15 protein-coding genes and 1 tRNA gene are annotated in these 16613 nt (G+C 70.3%); 8 read left to right on the top strand and 8 right to left on the bottom strand.

The features are described from left to right. Positions 1–79: 79 nt before the first annotated feature. Positions 80–1837, top strand: a complete 1758-nt coding sequence (locus GCL84_RS11590; RefSeq protein ID WP_156755435.1) for a hypothetical protein — start codon at positions 80–82, stop codon at positions 1835–1837. Positions 1838–1848: 11 nt separating this feature from the next. Here GCL84_RS11590 and GCL84_RS11585 read toward each other — a convergent pair whose 3' ends face one another. Next, on the bottom strand, positions 1849–2811 hold the full coding sequence (locus GCL84_RS11585) for an aldo/keto reductase (protein ID WP_156755434.1): 963 nt from the start codon (positions 2809–2811) through the stop codon (positions 1849–1851). Between the two features lie 99 nt (positions 2812–2910). On the opposite strand from GCL84_RS11585, the gene GCL84_RS11580 reads away from it, so the two are divergent. From GCL84_RS11580 to GCL84_RS11570, 3 genes are all read left to right on the top strand, one after another. Further along, positions 2911–3858 (top strand): oxidoreductase, encoded by a 948-nt coding sequence (locus tag GCL84_RS11580; protein WP_156755433.1) that lies wholly within the window; start codon positions 2911–2913, stop codon positions 3856–3858. Positions 3859–3922: 64 nt separating this feature from the next. Then, positions 3923–5683, top strand: a complete 1761-nt coding sequence (locus GCL84_RS11575) for a long-chain-acyl-CoA synthetase (RefSeq protein WP_156755432.1) — start codon at positions 3923–3925, stop codon at positions 5681–5683. A 141-nt stretch (positions 5684–5824) separates the two neighbouring features. Further along, positions 5825–7168 (top strand): alginate O-acetyltransferase AlgX-related protein, encoded by a 1344-nt coding sequence (locus GCL84_RS11570; protein WP_156755431.1) that lies wholly within the window; start codon positions 5825–5827, stop codon positions 7166–7168. 258 nt (positions 7169–7426) lie between these two features. Here the strand turns inward: GCL84_RS11570 and GCL84_RS11565 are convergent, their stop codons facing one another. The 3 genes from GCL84_RS11565 to GCL84_RS11555 all read right to left on the bottom strand — a co-directional run bounded on the left by GCL84_RS11565 (position 7427) and on the right by GCL84_RS11555 (position 10124). Further along, positions 7427–7723, bottom strand: coding sequence for a hypothetical protein (locus GCL84_RS11565; protein ID WP_235926158.1), 297 nt, complete (start codon positions 7721–7723; stop codon positions 7427–7429). A gap of 110 nt (positions 7724–7833) precedes the next feature. Next, positions 7834–8730 carry an aminoglycoside phosphotransferase family protein gene (locus GCL84_RS11560; protein WP_156755430.1) on the bottom strand — a complete coding sequence of 299 codons (897 nt, stop codon included), beginning with the start codon at positions 8728–8730 and terminating at the stop codon, positions 7834–7836. Between the two features lie 23 nt (positions 8731–8753). Beyond that, positions 8754–10124: a helix-turn-helix domain-containing protein gene (locus GCL84_RS11555; protein WP_156755429.1), complete on the bottom strand. Its 1371-nt coding sequence runs from the start codon at positions 10122–10124 to the stop codon at positions 8754–8756. Between the two features lie 225 nt (positions 10125–10349). Here GCL84_RS11555 and GCL84_RS29980 point away from each other — a divergent pair, with 225 nt between their 5' ends. From GCL84_RS29980 to GCL84_RS11545, 3 genes are all read left to right on the top strand, one after another. Beyond that, positions 10350–10607 (top strand): hypothetical protein, encoded by a 258-nt coding sequence (locus GCL84_RS29980; protein ID WP_235926164.1) that lies wholly within the window; start codon positions 10350–10352, stop codon positions 10605–10607. A 10-nt stretch (positions 10608–10617) separates the two neighbouring features. After that, positions 10618–10959, top strand: coding sequence for a hypothetical protein (locus tag GCL84_RS11550; protein ID WP_156755428.1), 342 nt, complete (start codon positions 10618–10620; stop codon positions 10957–10959). A 414-nt stretch (positions 10960–11373) separates the two neighbouring features. Then, entirely contained in the window at positions 11374–11928 is a 555-nt protein-coding gene (locus tag GCL84_RS11545; RefSeq protein ID WP_156755456.1) for a TetR/AcrR family transcriptional regulator, read from the top strand. On the opposite strand, the gene GCL84_RS11540 is transcribed toward GCL84_RS11545, so the two are convergent. Continuing rightward, positions 11925–13163, bottom strand: a complete 1239-nt coding sequence (locus tag GCL84_RS11540) for a type III PLP-dependent enzyme domain-containing protein (protein ID WP_156755427.1) — start codon at positions 13161–13163, stop codon at positions 11925–11927. The genes GCL84_RS11545 and GCL84_RS11540 overlap by 4 nt on opposite strands. A 56-nt stretch (positions 13164–13219) precedes the next feature. Between GCL84_RS11540 and GCL84_RS11535 the strand changes: the two genes are divergently transcribed. Then, positions 13220–14527 (top strand): D-arabinono-1,4-lactone oxidase, encoded by a 1308-nt coding sequence (locus GCL84_RS11535; RefSeq protein WP_156755426.1) that lies wholly within the window; start codon positions 13220–13222, stop codon positions 14525–14527. Here GCL84_RS11535 and GCL84_RS11530 read toward each other — a convergent pair. The 3 genes from GCL84_RS11530 to GCL84_RS11520 form a co-directional block, all read right to left on the bottom strand. Next, positions 14524–15177 carry an NAD(P)H-binding protein gene (locus GCL84_RS11530; protein ID WP_156755425.1) on the bottom strand — a complete coding sequence of 218 codons (654 nt, stop codon included), beginning with the start codon at positions 15175–15177 and terminating at the stop codon, positions 14524–14526. The two genes, GCL84_RS11535 and GCL84_RS11530, sit on opposite strands and share 4 nt — an antisense overlap. A 37-nt stretch (positions 15178–15214) precedes the next feature. Beyond that, positions 15215–15820, bottom strand: coding sequence for a hypothetical protein (locus tag GCL84_RS11525; protein ID WP_407924382.1), 606 nt, complete (start codon positions 15818–15820; stop codon positions 15215–15217). 642 nt (positions 15821–16462) lie between these two features. Continuing rightward, positions 16463–16545 (bottom strand) — tRNA-Leu (locus tag GCL84_RS11520). Positions 16546–16613 lie beyond the last annotated feature (68 nt).

Raw genomic sequence — 16613 nt, 5'->3', positions numbered from 1 at the left:
ATGCGATCGGGTGACACCTAGTCCGAACTATCCTCGACCGGCTTGTTCCTGTCCCCACCAGGTAGCGCATGGAGGCCTCTTGCTCCAGTACCGGCTGTTCGCCGAGGTCAGTGACGACCGCGGGATGGTAGAGAAGAAAGCCGAGGAGCAACTGCACTCGTGGCTGCGGCGCAAGCGGTTGGCTGCGGACGCGCTGCGGCTCGGACGGACGGTCGACCTCGGAGCCAGAGCGACCGGGTCGTTGGCCGTCTCGCAACGGCCCGACGGGTCGCGATCATGGCGAGCGATCATTGCCGAGGACAACAACAAGGGCCGGTGGACCACCCGGCTCACCATCGACATCCCGGGGAACGACAAGCGCAAACCCTGGTTGTGGCTCGACCTCGACGGTCCGGACGACATCGTGGCGAAGGCGCCCGGGCTGGCGTCGATGCTGCTCGAAGTCTTCGACGCCAAGTCCGATGGTGTCCGACAAGGCGCGGCCGAACCGATCTCGCGCCGCGAGGACGTCCGCGAGTTGGTCGAATCGGTGTGCAGCGAGACCAGGCGCGGGCTGTTGTTTGTCGCGGGCTCGGACGCGAACTTGCCATTCGACCAGTGGTTGGCGTGGGTGCGGGGAGCGGTCGCGCAGAGCGTGGGCCTGGCTGCTTGCTACGTACTCGACCCGACCGCGACCGATGTCTTCAACAACGCGATCGGGCCCACGCACCGGGTCGACCCGTGGACGTTGCGCACATTTCAGCCCGGCGTCGTCCCGGACGACCCGGAAGACGGGCGCAGGCACAAGGTGCTCGGTCGGGACCGCATCATCAACGACCCGGTGCGCCGCATCACCCGGATGCTCGGCCAGCGCGCACGCCGGTCCGCGCTCGACACCCCGCTGCCGTCCGTCGCGTCGAGGATCGACCGGGTCTTCGACCACCAGATCAACCTCGATCTGCTGGAACCGGTCAGCCGTCCGGCGGAGCGCGTCGAGGTCGAGATCGCCACCGTCCCCCCGGTCATCGTCGACCCCGTGCTGGCGGCGCTGTCCGAGGTGCTCGGTGGCGGTGAGCCGACAGCGAGCCGGGTGCTCGAACTCGGCCAGCTTGCCGACCTGGGACGAGGCGCGCAGGCGAATCGCGCCGCACTGAGCGCACGGCTCGCCGGTTACGAGGATGAGGTCGGCTCGCTCACGAGCGGCAACGCCGAACTGCGTGAGCAACTCCTGGACACCCAACTCGACTACCTCGACGCCGAGGAGGGACGAGCCGCCGCAGAGGCAGAGGTCCGCAGGCTGCGCAAACTGCTCAGCATCAACTGGCCCGCGGGCCAGGTGGGGCCCGACGACCATGACACCACCGAGTTCCGACCGAGCGACCTGCTGGAGCTGATCCCGCACCTCGACGATCTGGCCTGCGTCGATTTCACCGGGAACCCGGACACGCTGCAGGAGCTGTCCCGGCACGACGAGACGGGGGCGTGGGCGGGTAAGGCGTGGGACGCGATGAACGTCCTCAACGAGTACGCCACCGCAATCGCCACAGGCGCCTTCGAGGGCAACGTCCGCGCGTACCTCGAGAACATTCCCCCAGGTGGGCATAGCTGGCCGGTGACCAAGTACGCCGACCACGAGAGCAAGCAGACGCGCTCGAACGACAAGTTCCGGGGAGAGCGCACCTTCCCGGTGCCGACAGACGTCTGCGCCGGTGGCGTGATCTTCATGGAGGCGCATTTCAAGCTCGCCAAGTTCCGCACGATCAGCCCCAGGCTGTACTTCCACAACGACGTCCGCGGTACGGGGAAGGTGTTCGTCGGGTACATCGGCAAACACCCCTCGAACACGCTCACCAACTGAGGCGACTGGACCTAGCGGCGGCCGGGTGGGCAGATGTCATCGATCACGGCCAGGTCCTCCGGCGTCGGGTGCCAGGCGGCGGCTCCGGCGTTCTCCTCGACCTGGTCGGGCGTGGTGGCGCCCGCGATGACCGAGCCCACGGCCGGGCGGGAAGTGAGCCAGCCGATGGAGAGGGTGGCCATGGAGATGTCCCGCTCGTCGGCGAAGACCCGGAGTTGCTCGATGCGCGCCCAGGGGGCGTCGGCCAGCAGGCGGGGGCGGGAGGCGAGGCGGCTGCCCGCCGGGGCGGCGCCGCCCTGGGAGTACTTGCCGGTCAGGAGGCCGTTGGCCAGGGGGAAGTAGGGCAGGACGCTGACGTTGAAGTTGGTGGCGGCGGGGATGGTCTCGCGTTCGACCTCGCGTTCGAGCAGCGAGTAGTGGTGCTGGGCGGCGACCGGCCGGTCCTTGCGGTCGGTGCGGGCGGTCCAGACCGCGTCGGCCAGTTGCCAGGCGGGGAGGTTGCAGACGCCGGTGTAGCGGACCAGGCCGTCGCGGACCAGGTCGTCGAGGGCGCCGAGGGTTTCCGCCAGCGGGGTGCCGGGGTCGGGGCGGTGGAGCTGGTAGAGGTCGATCCAGTCGGTGCCGAGGCGGCGCAGGGACTGCTCGGCGGCGCGGCGGACGTAGCGGCGGGAGCCCCTGGCGCCGAAGTCGGGGCCGTTCGCGCCGTTCATGTCCAGGCCGAACTTGGTGGCGATGACCGCCTGGTCGCGGCGCCCGGCGAGGGCGTGGCCCAGCAGTTCCTCGCTGCGCCCGCGGGGGGCGCCGTACACGTCGGCGACGTCGAACAGGGTGATCCCGGCGTCGAGGGCGGCACTGACCAGCTCCCGCGAGCCGCCCAGCGACTCGGCGGCGGTGCCGGGCCTGCCCAGGTTGTTGCAGCCCAGGCCGACGGCACTCACCACGAGTCCCGATCCGCCCAGGTGACGTAACTCCACCCCGCTGACAGTAGGCCGCCGCGACCTGTGCGAACCAGACGCGCGGTGATTCCCGGTCCACGCCCCACGCGCGCGCGGGTCTTGCGCCATGCTGTGCCCATGAGCAGTGAACCCGACGGCGCTCCGGCCACCGCACCAGGCGCGTGGACCGCCGCGGACCTGCCCGACCTGGTCGGGCGGACCTTCATCGTGACCGGCGGCAACAGCGGCCTGGGCTTCGAGACCTGCCGCGAGCTGGCCCGCAAGGGCGCGCACGTGATCCTCACCGCACGCGACGCGGCCAAGGGCGAGGCGGCGGTCGAGGCGATCACCGCGGAGCAGCCGCGGGCCGACGTGGAGACCAGGGTGCTGGACCTGGCCGACCTGGACAGCGTCGCCGACTTCGCCGAGTCGGTCGAGCGGGCTGACGTGCTGGTGAACAACGCGGGCGTCATGATGCCGCAGCACGAGCTGACCAAGCAGGGCTTCGAGCTGCAGTTCGGCGTCAACCACCTGGGCCCGTTCGTGCTGACGGCGATGCTGATCGACGTGCTCAAGCAGGGCACGGGCCCGCGCGTGGTCACCGTCAGCTCGCTGCTGCACCGCCGCGGCCGGATCTACTTCCACGACCTCGACGGCCAGCAGAACTACGACCGGGCGAAGTTCTACGCCCAGTCCAAGCTGGCCAACGTCGTGTTCGCGCTCGAGCTGCACCGGCGGCTCAAGTCCAACGGCTCCGGTGTGGCCAGCGTGCTGGCGCACCCGGGCTACTCCGCCACGAACCTGCAGTCCACGGGCCCGACCGGGGTGGTGAAGCTGGCCATGAAGGTCACCACCAGGTTCATGGCGCAGGAGGCGGCGATGGGCGCGCTGCCGCAGCTCTACGCCGCCGCGCACCCGGGCGTGGAGTCCGGCCAGATGTTCGGCCCGGACGGCAGGCGCGAGGCCAAGGGCCACCCCAAGCTGGTCTACCCGCTGGAGGCCGCCCGGGACCGGGAGCTGGCGAAGCGGTTGTGGGACGTGAGCGAGGAACTCACCGGGATGCGGTTCAGCCTCGCCGGGAGGTAACAGAACCGCTGGTCAAGCGCAGTTCCCCTAGCTTTGCCTATCTACCTCTGAGTAGCATCTCAGTATGGCAGCAACGGAGCAGCAGGCGGCCCGGCGGGTCTCGTTCACCGACTTCCTGCGCGCTCTGCCGCCGATGGCGTTCGACGCGCCCAAGATGGCCGCGGGCGCGGTCGGCCTGCTGACCATGCGCCCGGTGACCCGCGAGTCGATCGGCCACATCTTCCAGCGCATCGCCGGCAAGCACCCCAACCGCCCGTTCCTGCGGTTCGAGGACACCGAGATCAGCTACGGCGAGGCCAACAAGATCGTCAACCGGTACGCCTCGGTGCTGGAGGCCAACGGCGTGCACCCCGGCCGCACCGTCGGCATCCTGGCGGGCAACAAACCGGAGACGCTGCTCGCGGCGCTGGCCGCGGTCAAGCTCGGCGCGGCCGCCGGGATGATCAACACCAACCAGCGCGGCGACGTGCTCGACCACAGCGTCCGGCTGCTCGACAGCGCCGTGCTGGTGGTCGGCGAGGAGCACAAGCACGCCCTGGAGGGCGTCGAGACGCGCAACGTGCTCGAACTGGAGTCGCTGGCCGAGGGCGCGAGCACCGACCGAAACCCGCGCGGCACCGAGCGGATCATGGCCGGGAGCACCGCGTTCTACATCTTCACCTCGGGCACCACCGGCCTGCCCAAGGCCAGCGCGATGTCGCACTTCCGCTGGCTGAAGTCGATGACCGGCATCGGCGCGATGGGCGTGCGGCTCTCGTCCGACGACACGCTCTACTGCTGCCTGCCGCTCTACCACAACAACGCGCTCACGGTCTCGCTGTCGTCGGTGCTCTCCGCGGGCGCGACGCTGGCGCTGGGCAAGTCGTTCTCCGCGTCCCGCTTCTGGGACGACGTGATCCGGACCAGGTCGACGGCGTTCTGCTACATCGGCGAGCTGTGCCGCTACCTGCTCAACCAGCCGGTGCGCGAGGCGGAGCGCCAGCACAAGGTGCGCGTCGTGGTCGGCAACGGCCTGCGCCCGGAGATCTGGGACGAGTTCCAGGAGCGCTTCGGCATCCGGCGCATCGCGGAGTTCTACGGCGCCTCCGAGTGCAACCTGGCCTTCATCAACGCGCTCAACATCGACCGCACGGCCGGGATGTGCCCGCTGCCCTACGCGGTCGTCGACTACGACTCCGACACCGGCAAGGCCAAGCGGCACGACGACGGCAGGCTGCGCAAGGTCAAGTCCGGCGAGGTCGGGCTGCTGATCACCAAGGTCACCAGCCGCGCCCCGTTCGACGGCTACACCGACGCCGACGCCACCGAGCGGAAGCTGGTCCGCGACGGCTTCAAGGACGGCGACTGCTGGTTCGACACCGGCGACCTGGTCCGCAACCAGGGCTTCAAGCACGTCGCGTTCGTCGACCGGCTCGGCGACACCTTCCGCTGGAAGGGCGAGAACGTGGCCACCACCGAGGTCGAGGGCGCGATCGGCGAACACGAGGGCGTCGAACAGGCCGTCGTCTACGGCGTCGAGGTCCCCGGCACCGACGGCAAGGCGGGCATGGCCGCGATCAAACTGCACCAGGGCGTGCACTTCGACGGCGCCGCGATGGCCACACACCTGGGCAAGCGGCTGCCCGGCTACGCGGTGCCGCTGTTCATCCGGGTGATCAACGAGGTCGAGCAGACCTCGACGTTCAAGTCCCGCAAGGTCGACCTGCGCAAGGAGGGCTACTCCGACGAGGTCTCCGACCCGATGTACGTCCTGCGGGACGGCAAGTACGTCTACGCCTACTCCGGCTACGCCGACGACGTGGCCTCCGGCAAGATCAAGGTCTGACCCGCGCGGTCACACCCGGCGATCACGCCACCCTCCCTACGTGACGCAAAGTTATTCGAACACTTGTGCACAGTGTGGATAAGTCCTGTGGACAACTCTGATCCACAGCATCTGGCGGAGAGCGCCGTCTAGAGTGCTCGCGTGGCAGCGGAACCGGAAGTGGCTCCCGGCAGGGAAAAGGGCGACGGCGGCGCCGCTCTCCCCCCGGTGCACGAGGCGTGGCTGCCCCGCGAGCACAGCCTCTACCGGCCCCGCCACGGCAAGCAGTTGCTGGCCCTGGTCTGCGCGGCGGTGTTCTTCGGTTTCCCACTGCTGTCGACGACGCTGGGCGTGCGCCCCCCGGAGTTGGAGAACCGGCCGCTGACCGACCTGCCCGCCGTCAGCGAGGGCTGGGGCCTGCTCACCGGTCTGCAGCAGTGGGCGTCGGACAACCTGCCCTACCGCGACCAGGCGATCGCCGCGGAGGACGGGCTCAGCCGCGGCCTGTTTGGCGAGGCGCCGAGCCTGGGCGGGCGCGGCGGCACCGTCGGCGTCGGCCCGGGCTCCGGACCCGCTCCCGCCCCCGGCGGCAGGCCGAGCATCAGCGAGAACGACCGCGCGCCCGACGGCTACCCGCGGGTGATCGAGGGCAAGGACGGCTGGCTGTACTACGGCTTGGACGTAGCGGCCAAGTGCGTGCCCAACCAGACCCTCGACGAGGTCGTCGGCAACGTGAACCGGCTGCGCAAGGCGGTCGAGGAATCCGGGCGCAAGTTCGTGCTCACCGTCGTGCCGGACAAGACCACGGCCATGCCCGAGAACCTGCCCGACCAGTTCGCCGGACGCGAGTGCGCCGAGCAGGGCGACCGCGCGTTCTGGCAGCGCGCCACCCGCGATCTGGGCATCCTCGACCTGCGCCCAGCCATCGACGTCGAACGCGCGCGCACCGACCGGCAACTGTGGTTCCCGCAGGACTCGCACTGGACCTTCTCCGGCGGCCTGCTGCTGACCCGCGCGCTGGCCAACGAGATCGTCCCCGGGGTCGACCGGAGCTGGAAGACCACCCTCGGCCCGCAGTGGACCGGCGACGCCGACCTGCCCAAGCTGCTGTTCAAGAAGAGCGAGAACCGGGCCATGCAGTACGGCCTGGCCCCCGACGGCGACCGCGACCGCACCAACCGCGACGACGCGGACTTCAACGAGACGCTGCGCTTCAGCAGCGACCCGGTCCGAGGCACGGTCAACAACGAGGTCGCCATGCTCGCCGACTCCTTCACCATCTTCGCCTGCCCCTACCTGTCGGCCACCTTCACCGACCTCTCGATCACCCACCTCGAGACCCTCCGCAAGGACCCGGAGACGGTCGCCAACACCCTCACCAACAGCGACACGGTCGTGATCGAGGTGGTGGAGCGCCACCTGCTCCCCGGCCTGAGCCCGATCACCGACCCCGGGACGATCGACGTCATCGCCGAGGCGATGGCCGACAAACCCCTCAACCGGTAGGTCAGACCACAACATCTAGGGCTACAACCCGTAGTTGTCCCCAGGAGTTGTCCACAGGCATTGCGAGGACGATTCACCCTGCTACACCGCCACTTCCACCCTTGACCTGTCCACACCTGTGGATAACTACCCCCAGTTATCCACACCCCCTGGGGAGTGTCGCGCTCAGCGACGCAGAACGGCCGTTTAACGCGAACCGGACCGACTCGCGCAACGGAATCGGCCCGGATCTAACCCGAATGGGTCAACGGTGAGTGGTTAGTCCCGATCGGTGAGGGGTGCGCCGGTCGGCATCGGTACGCGCAGGGCGTTCAGCCTGCGGCTGGCGGCGGCGGCGCGGCGGTCGAGTTCGCGCTTGCCCAGCCAGCCCTTGCCGAAGGCGCGGTACGCCTCGGCCAGGAAGACCAGCTCGGCGAGGTGGTCGGCGTGCCTGCCGCGGGACTCCTCCGGCAGGCCGTGCACGGCGGCTACGCGGTCGTCGACGAGGCGTTCGATGGCGGCGGCGGTGGCCAAGGCGCGGTGCCTGCGGACGGCGGTGCGGGGGAAACCGATCATGATTCACCTCGGCGATGAGCGATCCGGAGCCAACGGTGCAGGCCCAGTGCTCGGTTCTTCGTCTGGTACTCGCTGAGCGTTACCAGCATTCCGCCGAGCGGGTGAACGGTTCAGCGGTAGCGCGTCCACTGCGCCGAGGTGTCCCCCGCGCGGAAGTCCCGCAGGCGTCGCAGCAGCTCAGGGCGCACCTCGGGGCTGCTCACCATGATGGGCAGGACGCTGGTGATGAGCTTGAGCTCGCGGACCTCGCGCAGGACCGGGAACCCGGACCAGGCGGTCACGTCGAACCCGTAAGCCGCGCACAACTCTCGGTAGTCGGTCGCGGCGTCGCCGAAGCGCAGCACGCCGAGCGCGAACGGGATCAGGTCCCACTCCGGCGGGCCGACGCCGCTGGAGTCGAAGTCGCACAGCACCGGGCCGGATGGCGACGGGATCAGGTTGCCCAGGTGCGCGTCGCCGTGGACGAACCCCCTCGGCAGCCGAAAGTCCACGTCCGCGACCCGCTCGGCGACCTCCTCGACCCTGGCGCGCAGGAACCCCTCCACCCCCTCGTCGAGCCCCTCGGCCTCGTTGACGCGCCTGCGCACGTCGTCGAGCGGGTCCCACTCGGGCAGCCCGTCCGGTGGCGGCAGGGCGTGCACGCGGCGCAGCAGGCAGGCCAGGTCGCGGGGCCGGGCGGGCGTGCGGGCCGGTTCGACTGCGTCCCACACCGTGGCCGCGTACGGGCCGACCTGCACCGGCTGGGTGAAGCCGCCCGCGTAGAGGCGGACGGCGGGGAAGTCGTGCTCGGCGAACCACTCGGCGACCCGGACCACCTTGTCGACCCGGTGCCGCAGGGACACCGACCCGACGATGCGGACCACGACCGGGTGCGACCGCAGCAGGAACACCGCGTTGTTGGTGAAGCGGAGCAGCCGCGCGCCCGCGGGGTCCAGACCGGTCGCCGCGCACACGCTGGCCAGGGCGGCGTCGAGGTTCTCCCTGGTGAACAGCCCGTCGTCTGCCACCGACACGGGTGCGGGCGCCGGGCTCACGCCACGTTGAAGTTCGTGATCAGGTCGGCGAGGTCGCGCGCGTCGGCGTTGTTGCGCCGCTTGTTCGCCTCGTCCAACAGCGGTTTGAGGCGGTCCTTGACCCGGCTGGACTTGAGCGTCTCGCCCATCTCCACGGCCTGGCGGCCGATCCGGGCGCCGTGGTCGACGTCGCCCTCCAGCAGGTGGTTGGTGGCCAGCGCGCTCAGGTTGAACGCCCGGCTGCGGGACATGTCCTCGCCGTAGGAGTCGATCGCCTTGGACAGCGCGGGGATGGCGTACTTCGTGTGCGAGGGGTCGGCGGTCTGCGCCAGCACGGTGTGCACCGTGCCGATCATGGCGTGCACGTCGGTCTCGTTGAAGAACTTCACCCAGTCCTCGGCCTGGCTGGTGTCGGCCCGGGAGAACTCGTCGCGGGTGCGGTTGAGCAGCTTCATCGTCTGGTCCTTGTGGCCCATCATCGCGTAGGCCCACGCCTGGTTCGCGCAGATCACGGCGACCGCGAGCTCCGAACCGGATTCCTGGGCGGCGATCTGGCCGAGCTGGAACATCTTCAACGCGTCGTCCGGGGCTTCCTTGTGCAGGTAGACCCGGCCCATGCGGTAGAGGATGTTGGCCACCAGCGGCTCGCTGCGGCCCGCCTTCGCCAGTTCCAGCGCCTTGCCGAAGTGGTTGCGCGCCGAGTCGGTCAGCCCGATGTCGAACGAGGTCCACCCGGCCAGGTTGTGCAGGTCGGCGAGGGCCACGTGCAGGCGCTGCTTGACGTGCTCCTGACCGGACGCGCCCAACATCTGCTGGCCCCAGGAGAGCTGGGCGACCACGGCGTCTCTGCAGAAGCCGCCACCGTACTGGTAGTCCAGCGAGCGCAGTGCCCGCGTGGCGGCCTCCACCTGTCGCACATCGGTCATCCCGATGCGTCCGGGCGCGGGGGTCTGCACCGGATTGGCGACCCACGACCCGGAGTTCGTGCCCAGCACGTTCGCACCGACCGTGACGGCGGCGGCGTGTGCCAGGAACTCCCTACGCTTCACCTCTTCGCTCTCCTCAGGCTGAGAGGCCTCGCGCGATACCGCGACTCGCACCGCGGTCACCTCGTCGTAGGCGAGACCCATGTATCCCCTCGGGACGCCCAGCCCGTCGGCGATCCTCACGAGCACGTCGTAGGCCATGACCTGCCTGCCCTTGAGGATCTCCGACACCTCGGACTGCGACTGGCCGGTCATCGCGGCGATCTGGCGCTGCGAGACACCGGTCCTGCGCAGGAGCCGGTAGACGGAACTGACCTCGCGTCCGGCCAGCGCCGCACGCATCTCTTGTTCTTCCCACGTGTCCGGAGTGATGGGAGAACCCTGAGATCCGATCGAGTTCATGTCGGCCCCTCAACATCGTCGCTCGGGCGTCGAACGCAGCGTATGCGCAGTTCACGAGCCATGAGAAGTGCTTTGCGACGAGCCTGATCGGCCCGGCTGAATTCCCGCGACCGCTTACCGTGGATCGGGTGCCGCACGGCGCTATGCCGCACCACGCCCGTTACTCAGGCCCCAATGTAGTTCGTTGTAAGCGGACGAGCACAGAGAGGGACCGCGGTCGTGGAAATGCTCCGGACGGCGCCAGGCACCAGCGCTTCGGCGCCCGGTGGCGACCGGGAGCAGGCCAGTTCCGCACCAGCCCGTCGCGAGTGGCGGGTGAGGTGCGGGGACGTGGTGAACCGCGACCGGTCCCTGACTGTGTTCGTGGACAGAAACCGGGTGGTCCTGGTCGGACCGCCCGGGGAAACGGCGGTCCTGACCGCTGGCCAGCTCGGCCAGCTGCGAACCGCCCTTCGCGAAGCCGCCGAACAGGCGGAAAGGTGACGGTGTAGAGGTGGACGAAATACTCGGCCAGGTCCTGCGCTCCGCTGTCTGGGAGCGACTGGACATGCTCACCGAACTGGCAGACCGCGCGGACGCCCCGTCCCTGCTGTCGGTCGCCCGGTCCGAACTGCCCCGGCTGACCGAGGGGTGGCGGTCCATGCTGGCCGCGCACGAGCCGGACGAGCGGGGCAACTGCCCCACCTGCTCGGGCCGCTGGCGCCAGCAGAAGGCGCCGTGCTCGGTCTGGCGCGCCGCGTACGACCACCTGATCACCGGCGGCCTGGCCCCGGAGAAGCCCGCGAGGCACGCGCTGGACGCCTTCCCGCGCCGCGTGGCCGCGGGCGTGCACTAGGCAGGCGGCTCCCGGCCTCGTCGTTCCCCCGGACGACCGGGCTCAGAACCGCCGGAACAGATCGTCACCCGGTCCGCGCACTCCCCCGAACTGGGCGGACCGGGTGTCGGTCGTCGCAACTTGCAGATTTCCCTTGCACAGCAGGGGACCAGGCCCCGCGGGCCGGCGTGGGAACGGGTGATGGGTGCCACTCGACCCCCGCGTCGGCCCGCGGTCACCAGCGGGAGCAGCCGCTACCGCTGGGTAATAAGTGAAATCACTTCTGAAAAGTTCGTGGTCGACCGATTCCTCAGCGTCACCCGCTCGTTAAGCACGTGTCGGACAAGTCAGCGACTTGGAGGAGTCACGGTGGCCACCCTTACCCCCCTTCGCCGTCAGCCCGTGCAGCAGCGCAGCGCGAAGCGGGTGGAGAAGATGCTCGAGGCCTGCGCCGAGCTGGTCGGCGAGTTCGGCTACGACGGGGTGACGACCACGCTCATCGCTGAACGGGCCGGTGTCGCGGTCGGCTCGCTCTACCAGTTCTTCCCGGACAAGCGGGCCGTGGTGCAGGCGCTGACCCAGCGCAACCTCGACCGGTTCATGACCGAGATCGGCCGCCGCCTCGACGAGACCGAGCTGGCGCACTGGTACGACGGCGCCGACCTCATCTTCGACATCTACGTGCAGATGTACCGCGAGGTCCCGGGATTCGCCCGGCTGCGCTTCGGCGACGTGGTCGACCTGCGGCTCATCGACGGCGACCGGGACAACAACACCGTGATCGCCGACGGCATGGCCATGTTCCTCGCCGAGCGGTTCGGCATCTCCTTCGACGACATCCGGCTCAAGGTGGCCGTCGCCAACGAGATCGCCGACAGCATCCTCAACCTGGCCTTCCGGCGGAAGCTGTTCGCGGAGGAGATGGTCATCTCCGAGGCCAAGGCCGTCGTCCGCGGCTACCTGTCGGGGGCGACGGTGAGCGCGGCCTAGCCGAAAGCGCGCGCTTCACCGCGATACGTGGGCGCGATCCCGGTGATCCGGTCGGCTTCCAGCACGTGGTAGCCGGTGAACCGCTCGGCGAGCTCACCGGCCTTCGCGTGGCGGAACCACACCCGATCGCCGACAGCGAGGGCGTCGGCGGCCGGGCCGGTGACCGGGGTCTGCACCTCCCCCGCCCCCTCGGTGCCGATGAGCGAGAGGCCCGCGGGCAGGTGCGGGCTGGGCAGCCGCAAGCGGTTGGCCGGTCCCGACGCGGTGTACCCGCCGCTGAACACAGTGGCCACTCCCGGCCCGGGGCGGCGCACGACCGGCAGCGCGAACAGGACGGCGGGGTCCGGGGTGAAGGCGCGGTAGTTGTCGAACAGGGCCGGTCCGATGAGACCGGACCCGGCGGCGAACTCGGTGACAGACTCATCGGAGCCGGTCTCCTCGATGCTGCCGGTGCCACCGCCGTTGACGTAGTCCAGCGGCCCACCGCGCGTGATCGCCTCGACCGCGGCGGCCCTGCGCCGCACCAGTTCCGGCACCGAGCCCCTGCGCAGCACCCGGCGCAGCGCGCCCAGCAGCGGGTTGCCCACCGGGGCGTCGCCGAGACCCGCGATCTGGCCCTCGTAGCCCATCAGCCCGACGAGCCGGAACCCCCGGCGGGCGCGGACGCGCGCGGCGAGCGCCGCCGCCTCGGCCACGTCGAACAGCGGCGAGCGCTGGGCGCCGATGTGCACGCGCCGATCGCCGAACACCGGCCGCCAGGACACGTCGAGGTCGACGCAGACCCGCACCGGGGGGTGGTCGGGGCCAAGCGCGATGTCGATGAAGTCCAGGTGCGCCACCGAGTCCACCATCACCGCGATGTGCTCGCGGGCATGGTCGTCGGCGGCGAGCGCGCGCAGCGCGGCCCGGTCGGCCGTGGGGTAGGCGACGAGCAGGTCGGTGTCGGCGAGGTCGGTCCCGGCCCAGACCCCGTGCAGCCACAGGGCTTCCGGCAGCGCGTAGGACAGGACGCCTGCGAACCCGTCGCGGCGCAGCACCCGCTCCAGCAGCGTGCGGCACCGGATCGATTTGCTCGCCACCCGGACCGGTCGCCCGGCGGCGCGGCGCACCAGGTCGTCGGCGTTGCGGTCGAAGGCGTCGAGGTCGACCACGGCCAGCGGCGGGTCCAGGTCGGCGGTGGCGGTGTCGAGCCGGGTGCGCAGGGCTTCGCGGTCCACCCGATCACCGTACGGCATGGTCCACACCATAAGATGAACCCTCTTCACATCGTTCGCCCCCGGGGAGGCACCCGATGACGTCGACGGCTTGGCGCAACTGGGCGGGAACCGAGTCCGCGACCGCGACGGCGGTCCGCAGGCCCCGCGACCCCGGGGAGATCAGCGCCGCGGTGCGCTGGGCCGCCGAGCGCGGCACGACGGTGAAAGCACGCGGCAGCGGCCACTCCTTCACCGCGATCGGCGCGGCGCACGGCCTGGCGCTCGACCTGTCCCGGTGGACCGGGGTGTCCGGCGCCGACCTGGAGACCGGTGAGGTGACCGTCCGCGCGGGCACGACCATCGCCGCCCTCAACACCGAACTGGACCGCCTCGGCCTGGCGCTGGCCAACCTCGGCGACATCGACGCCCAGACCATCTCCGGCGCGATCTCCACCGGCACGCACGGCACCGGCGCGGGCCTCGGCGGCATCGCCACCCAGGTGTCGGCGCTGGAACTGGTGCTGGCGGACGGGTCGGTGGTGTCCTGTTCGGACTCCGAGCGGCCGGAGCTGTTCGCCGCGGCCCGGGTCGGGCTCGGCGCGCTCGGGGTCATCAGCACCGTGACGCTGCGGACGGTGCCCGCGTTCGTGCTCGCCGCCCAGGAGCGGCCGGAGCCGCTGGAGGAGGTGCTGGCGGCGCTGGACGAGAACTGCGCCGACAACGACCACTTCGAGTTCTACTGGTTCCCCTACGGCCGCAACGCGTTGGTGAAGCGGAACAACCGGCTGCCCGCGGGCACCCGGCCGCAGCCGCTCGGGGCGGTGCGCAAGTTCGTGGAGTACGAGGTGGTGGAGAACGCGGCGTTCGGCGCGGTGTGCCGGATCGGCCGCATGGCGCCGTCGCTGGTCCGGCCGTTGAACCGGCTGTCGGCGTCGGTGCTCTCGTCCCGGGCCTACAGCGACGTGTCGCACAAGGTGTTCGTCACCAACCGCCGGGTGCGGTTCGTGGAGTCGGAGTACGCCATCCCGCGCTCGGCGCTGGCCGCGGTGATGGGCGAACTGCGCGAGCGCGTGCCGCGGCTGGCCGATCCGGTGGTGTTCCCGGTGGAGGTGCGGGTCGCGGCGGCGGACGACATCTGGCTGTCGACCGCGCACGGGCGGGATTCGGCGTACCTGGCGGTCCACCAGTACACGGGGATGCCGTACCGGGAGTACTTCGAGCTGTTCGAGTCGATCGTCGCCGAGGTCGGCGGACGGCCGCACTGGGGCAAGGTGCACACCCTGGACGCGGCGGCGCTGCGGGAGCGGTACCCGCGGTTCGACGACTTCGTTGCCGTGCGGTCCGAAGTAGATCCCGAAGGCCGCTTCGGCAACCCCTACACCGCTCGCGTCCTGGGTCGCTAGACCAGCGCGGACACAGCGTCGGGCACGGCGGTGTCGCCGTTGACCAGTTCGAGGGTGCGGCCCGCCGTCTTGGGCTCGTCCAGCAGCGCGAGGACGACGGCGGCCACGTCGGCGCGGGTCACCTCGGCGCCGAGGGCCTGCTCGGTGAGGGCGACCTTGCCGGTGGGCGGGTCGTCGGTGAGGCGGCCGGGGCGCAGGATCGTCCACTCGAGATCACGGGCGCGCAGGTCCTGCTCCGCGGCGCCCTTGGCCCGCAGGTAGGTGGCGAAGACCTCGTCCACGTCCGGGTCGTCGGCGCGGTCGATGCCGGTGGAGCTGATCTGCACGAGCCGCTTGACGCCCGCGACGATGGCGGCGTCGGCGAGCAGGGTGGAGGCGGCCCGGTCGACCGAGTCCTTGCGGTCGGGCCCGCTGCCGGGGCCCGCGCCCGCGGCGAAGACGGCGGCGTCGGCGCCCGCGAGGGTGGCGGCGACCTCTTCCTTGGACGCCGACTCGAGGTCGATGACCGTGGCGTCGCCGCCGAGGTCGCGGATGTCCTGGACGTGGTCGGGGTTGCGGACCAGGCCGATCACGGTGTCGCCGCGTCGAGCGGCGAGCTTGGTGAGCTCCAGCGCGATCTTGCCGTGGCCGCCCGCGATGAGGATGCGCATCACCCGAGGCTACGGGCGGGCGGCGGGGCGCGCAGACCTAGATGGTTTCGAGCACCTGGTCGTAGGCGAGTTCGCTGACCCAGCGGTAGAGGCTGTCCGCCTCGGCGTCCGCCCGGTCGGTGCGCGCGGGCAGGTCGACCTGCACCAGGCCGTCGGGCTCCGCGCTGGCCACCGCGACGCCGAAGGCGCGGGCGCGGGGCAGGCAGTTGGCCAGGTAGTCGTGGGTCAGCACGGCGGAGGTGGGCAGCACCACCGCGGCGTCGCTGTAGCGCAGGAACGGCACGGCGTTGGCCAGGCCGGTGCGCCAGTGCCGGGCGACCGCGATCGCGCCGACGATGCGCACGGCGGGCTCGGGCACCCGCCCCGCCAGTTCGGGCCAGGCCCAGGTGGCGACGCTGGCCCGGTCGGTGACCGGCTCCTGGCCGAGGCAGATGCGCTCGGCGTGCACGTCGGCGAGCAGGTCCACGACGAGGCAGACCCGGCGGCCGAGCAGCGTCATCTCGGGCAGGACGGTGCCCGTCCAGCCGAGTGCGGTGGCCGCGCCCGCGGCCAGCTCGTCCACACCGGCGGGGAGTTCGACCGGAGGGGCCAGTTGCGCAGGCAGAGCCTTAAGAGTGTCGGTTACCGCCGTGCGCCCTGGAATCCCGGTCACGAAACTTTCCGCCTTTCTCTCCGCTCAGCGCCCACTTGGAGTGCGCTTCCGCGTCTGCCCCCTAATTGAGTACCAGCCCGGCCCGGGTAAATAGGACCCTCCAGCGGCACTCCTGCGACCGGCGGCCATCTGCCGTCGATGACCGGTCGACGACCGGTTAACTGACTTCGGCTGCGCTGTCCCGCCAACTGGGTGAGCCGCAAGGTGAACGTCGGCGACAACTACTACTTACAGTGCAGTGACGGAGATCATTTCCCAGCCAGGTCCAAGAAAATCACGAAAACAGCGGTCCCCCACATGGACTACGTCCGCCCACTTTGCACCGCAATCCCCGACGCCCGTCGACCACTCGTCCCGCATTTCTTCCACTCTGCCCGCAATCGCGGCCGCAGAATTTCAGCCCTCGCAACAACACCACAATTAGCTGATGACCCGGCACGCTCAGCAACCCATGACCAAGAGTCACCCCGTCGACCGTCCGACCGACCGCTCACAGACGCAAGCACCTCCCGCCCACCCTTCGACCCGCGACAAGTCGGGGATGAGCAGCGTGGGGGTCTGGGGGGTCGCCCCCAGATGTCACTACGCAGAAAGACGGCGAGTGCTCCATGAGCACTCGCCGTCTATGATGCGTGGGCGAGGGGGGAGTTGAACCCCCACGTCCTTTCGGACACACGGACCTGAACCGTGCGCGTCTGCCATTCCGCCACTCGCCCGAGTGGTGGTGTCCCCGCTGGGAACGTGGGGAACACTAGCACGGTCCGAGGGGGGCCTTCGCACCGGG

Source organism: Actinokineospora pegani (genome assembly GCF_009745975.1).
Taxonomy (GTDB): Bacteria; Actinomycetota; Actinomycetes; order Mycobacteriales; family Pseudonocardiaceae; genus Actinokineospora; species Actinokineospora pegani.
The sequence above is the reverse complement of the archived record's forward strand: the minus strand, read 5'-3'. Positions and strand labels throughout refer to the sequence as shown.

Bases quoted from the DNA above. Each gene is read 5' to 3' on its own strand.
- GCL84_RS11565 (WP_235926158.1), bottom strand. From the start codon at position 7,723: ATGATCGGTTTCCCCCGCACCGCCGTCCGCAGGCACCGCGCCTTGGCC.
- GCL84_RS11575 (WP_156755432.1), top strand. From the start codon at position 3,923: ATGGCAGCAACGGAGCAGCAGGCGGCCCGGCGGGTCTCGTTCACCGAC.
- GCL84_RS11555 (WP_156755429.1), bottom strand. From the start codon at position 10,124: ATGAACTCGATCGGATCTCAGGGTTCTCCCATCACTCCGGACACGTGG.
- GCL84_RS11545 (WP_156755456.1), top strand. From the start codon at position 11,374: ATGCTCGAGGCCTGCGCCGAGCTGGTCGGCGAGTTCGGCTACGACGGG.
- GCL84_RS11540 (WP_156755427.1), bottom strand. From the start codon at position 13,163: ATGCCGTACGGTGATCGGGTGGACCGCGAAGCCCTGCGCACCCGGCTC.
- GCL84_RS11535 (WP_156755426.1), top strand. From the start codon at position 13,220: ATGACGTCGACGGCTTGGCGCAACTGGGCGGGAACCGAGTCCGCGACC.
- GCL84_RS11530 (WP_156755425.1), bottom strand. From the start codon at position 15,177: ATGCGCATCCTCATCGCGGGCGGCCACGGCAAGATCGCGCTGGAGCTC.
- GCL84_RS11580 (WP_156755433.1), top strand. From the start codon at position 2,911: ATGAGCAGTGAACCCGACGGCGCTCCGGCCACCGCACCAGGCGCGTGG.
- GCL84_RS29980 (WP_235926164.1), top strand. From the start codon at position 10,350: ATGCTCCGGACGGCGCCAGGCACCAGCGCTTCGGCGCCCGGTGGCGAC.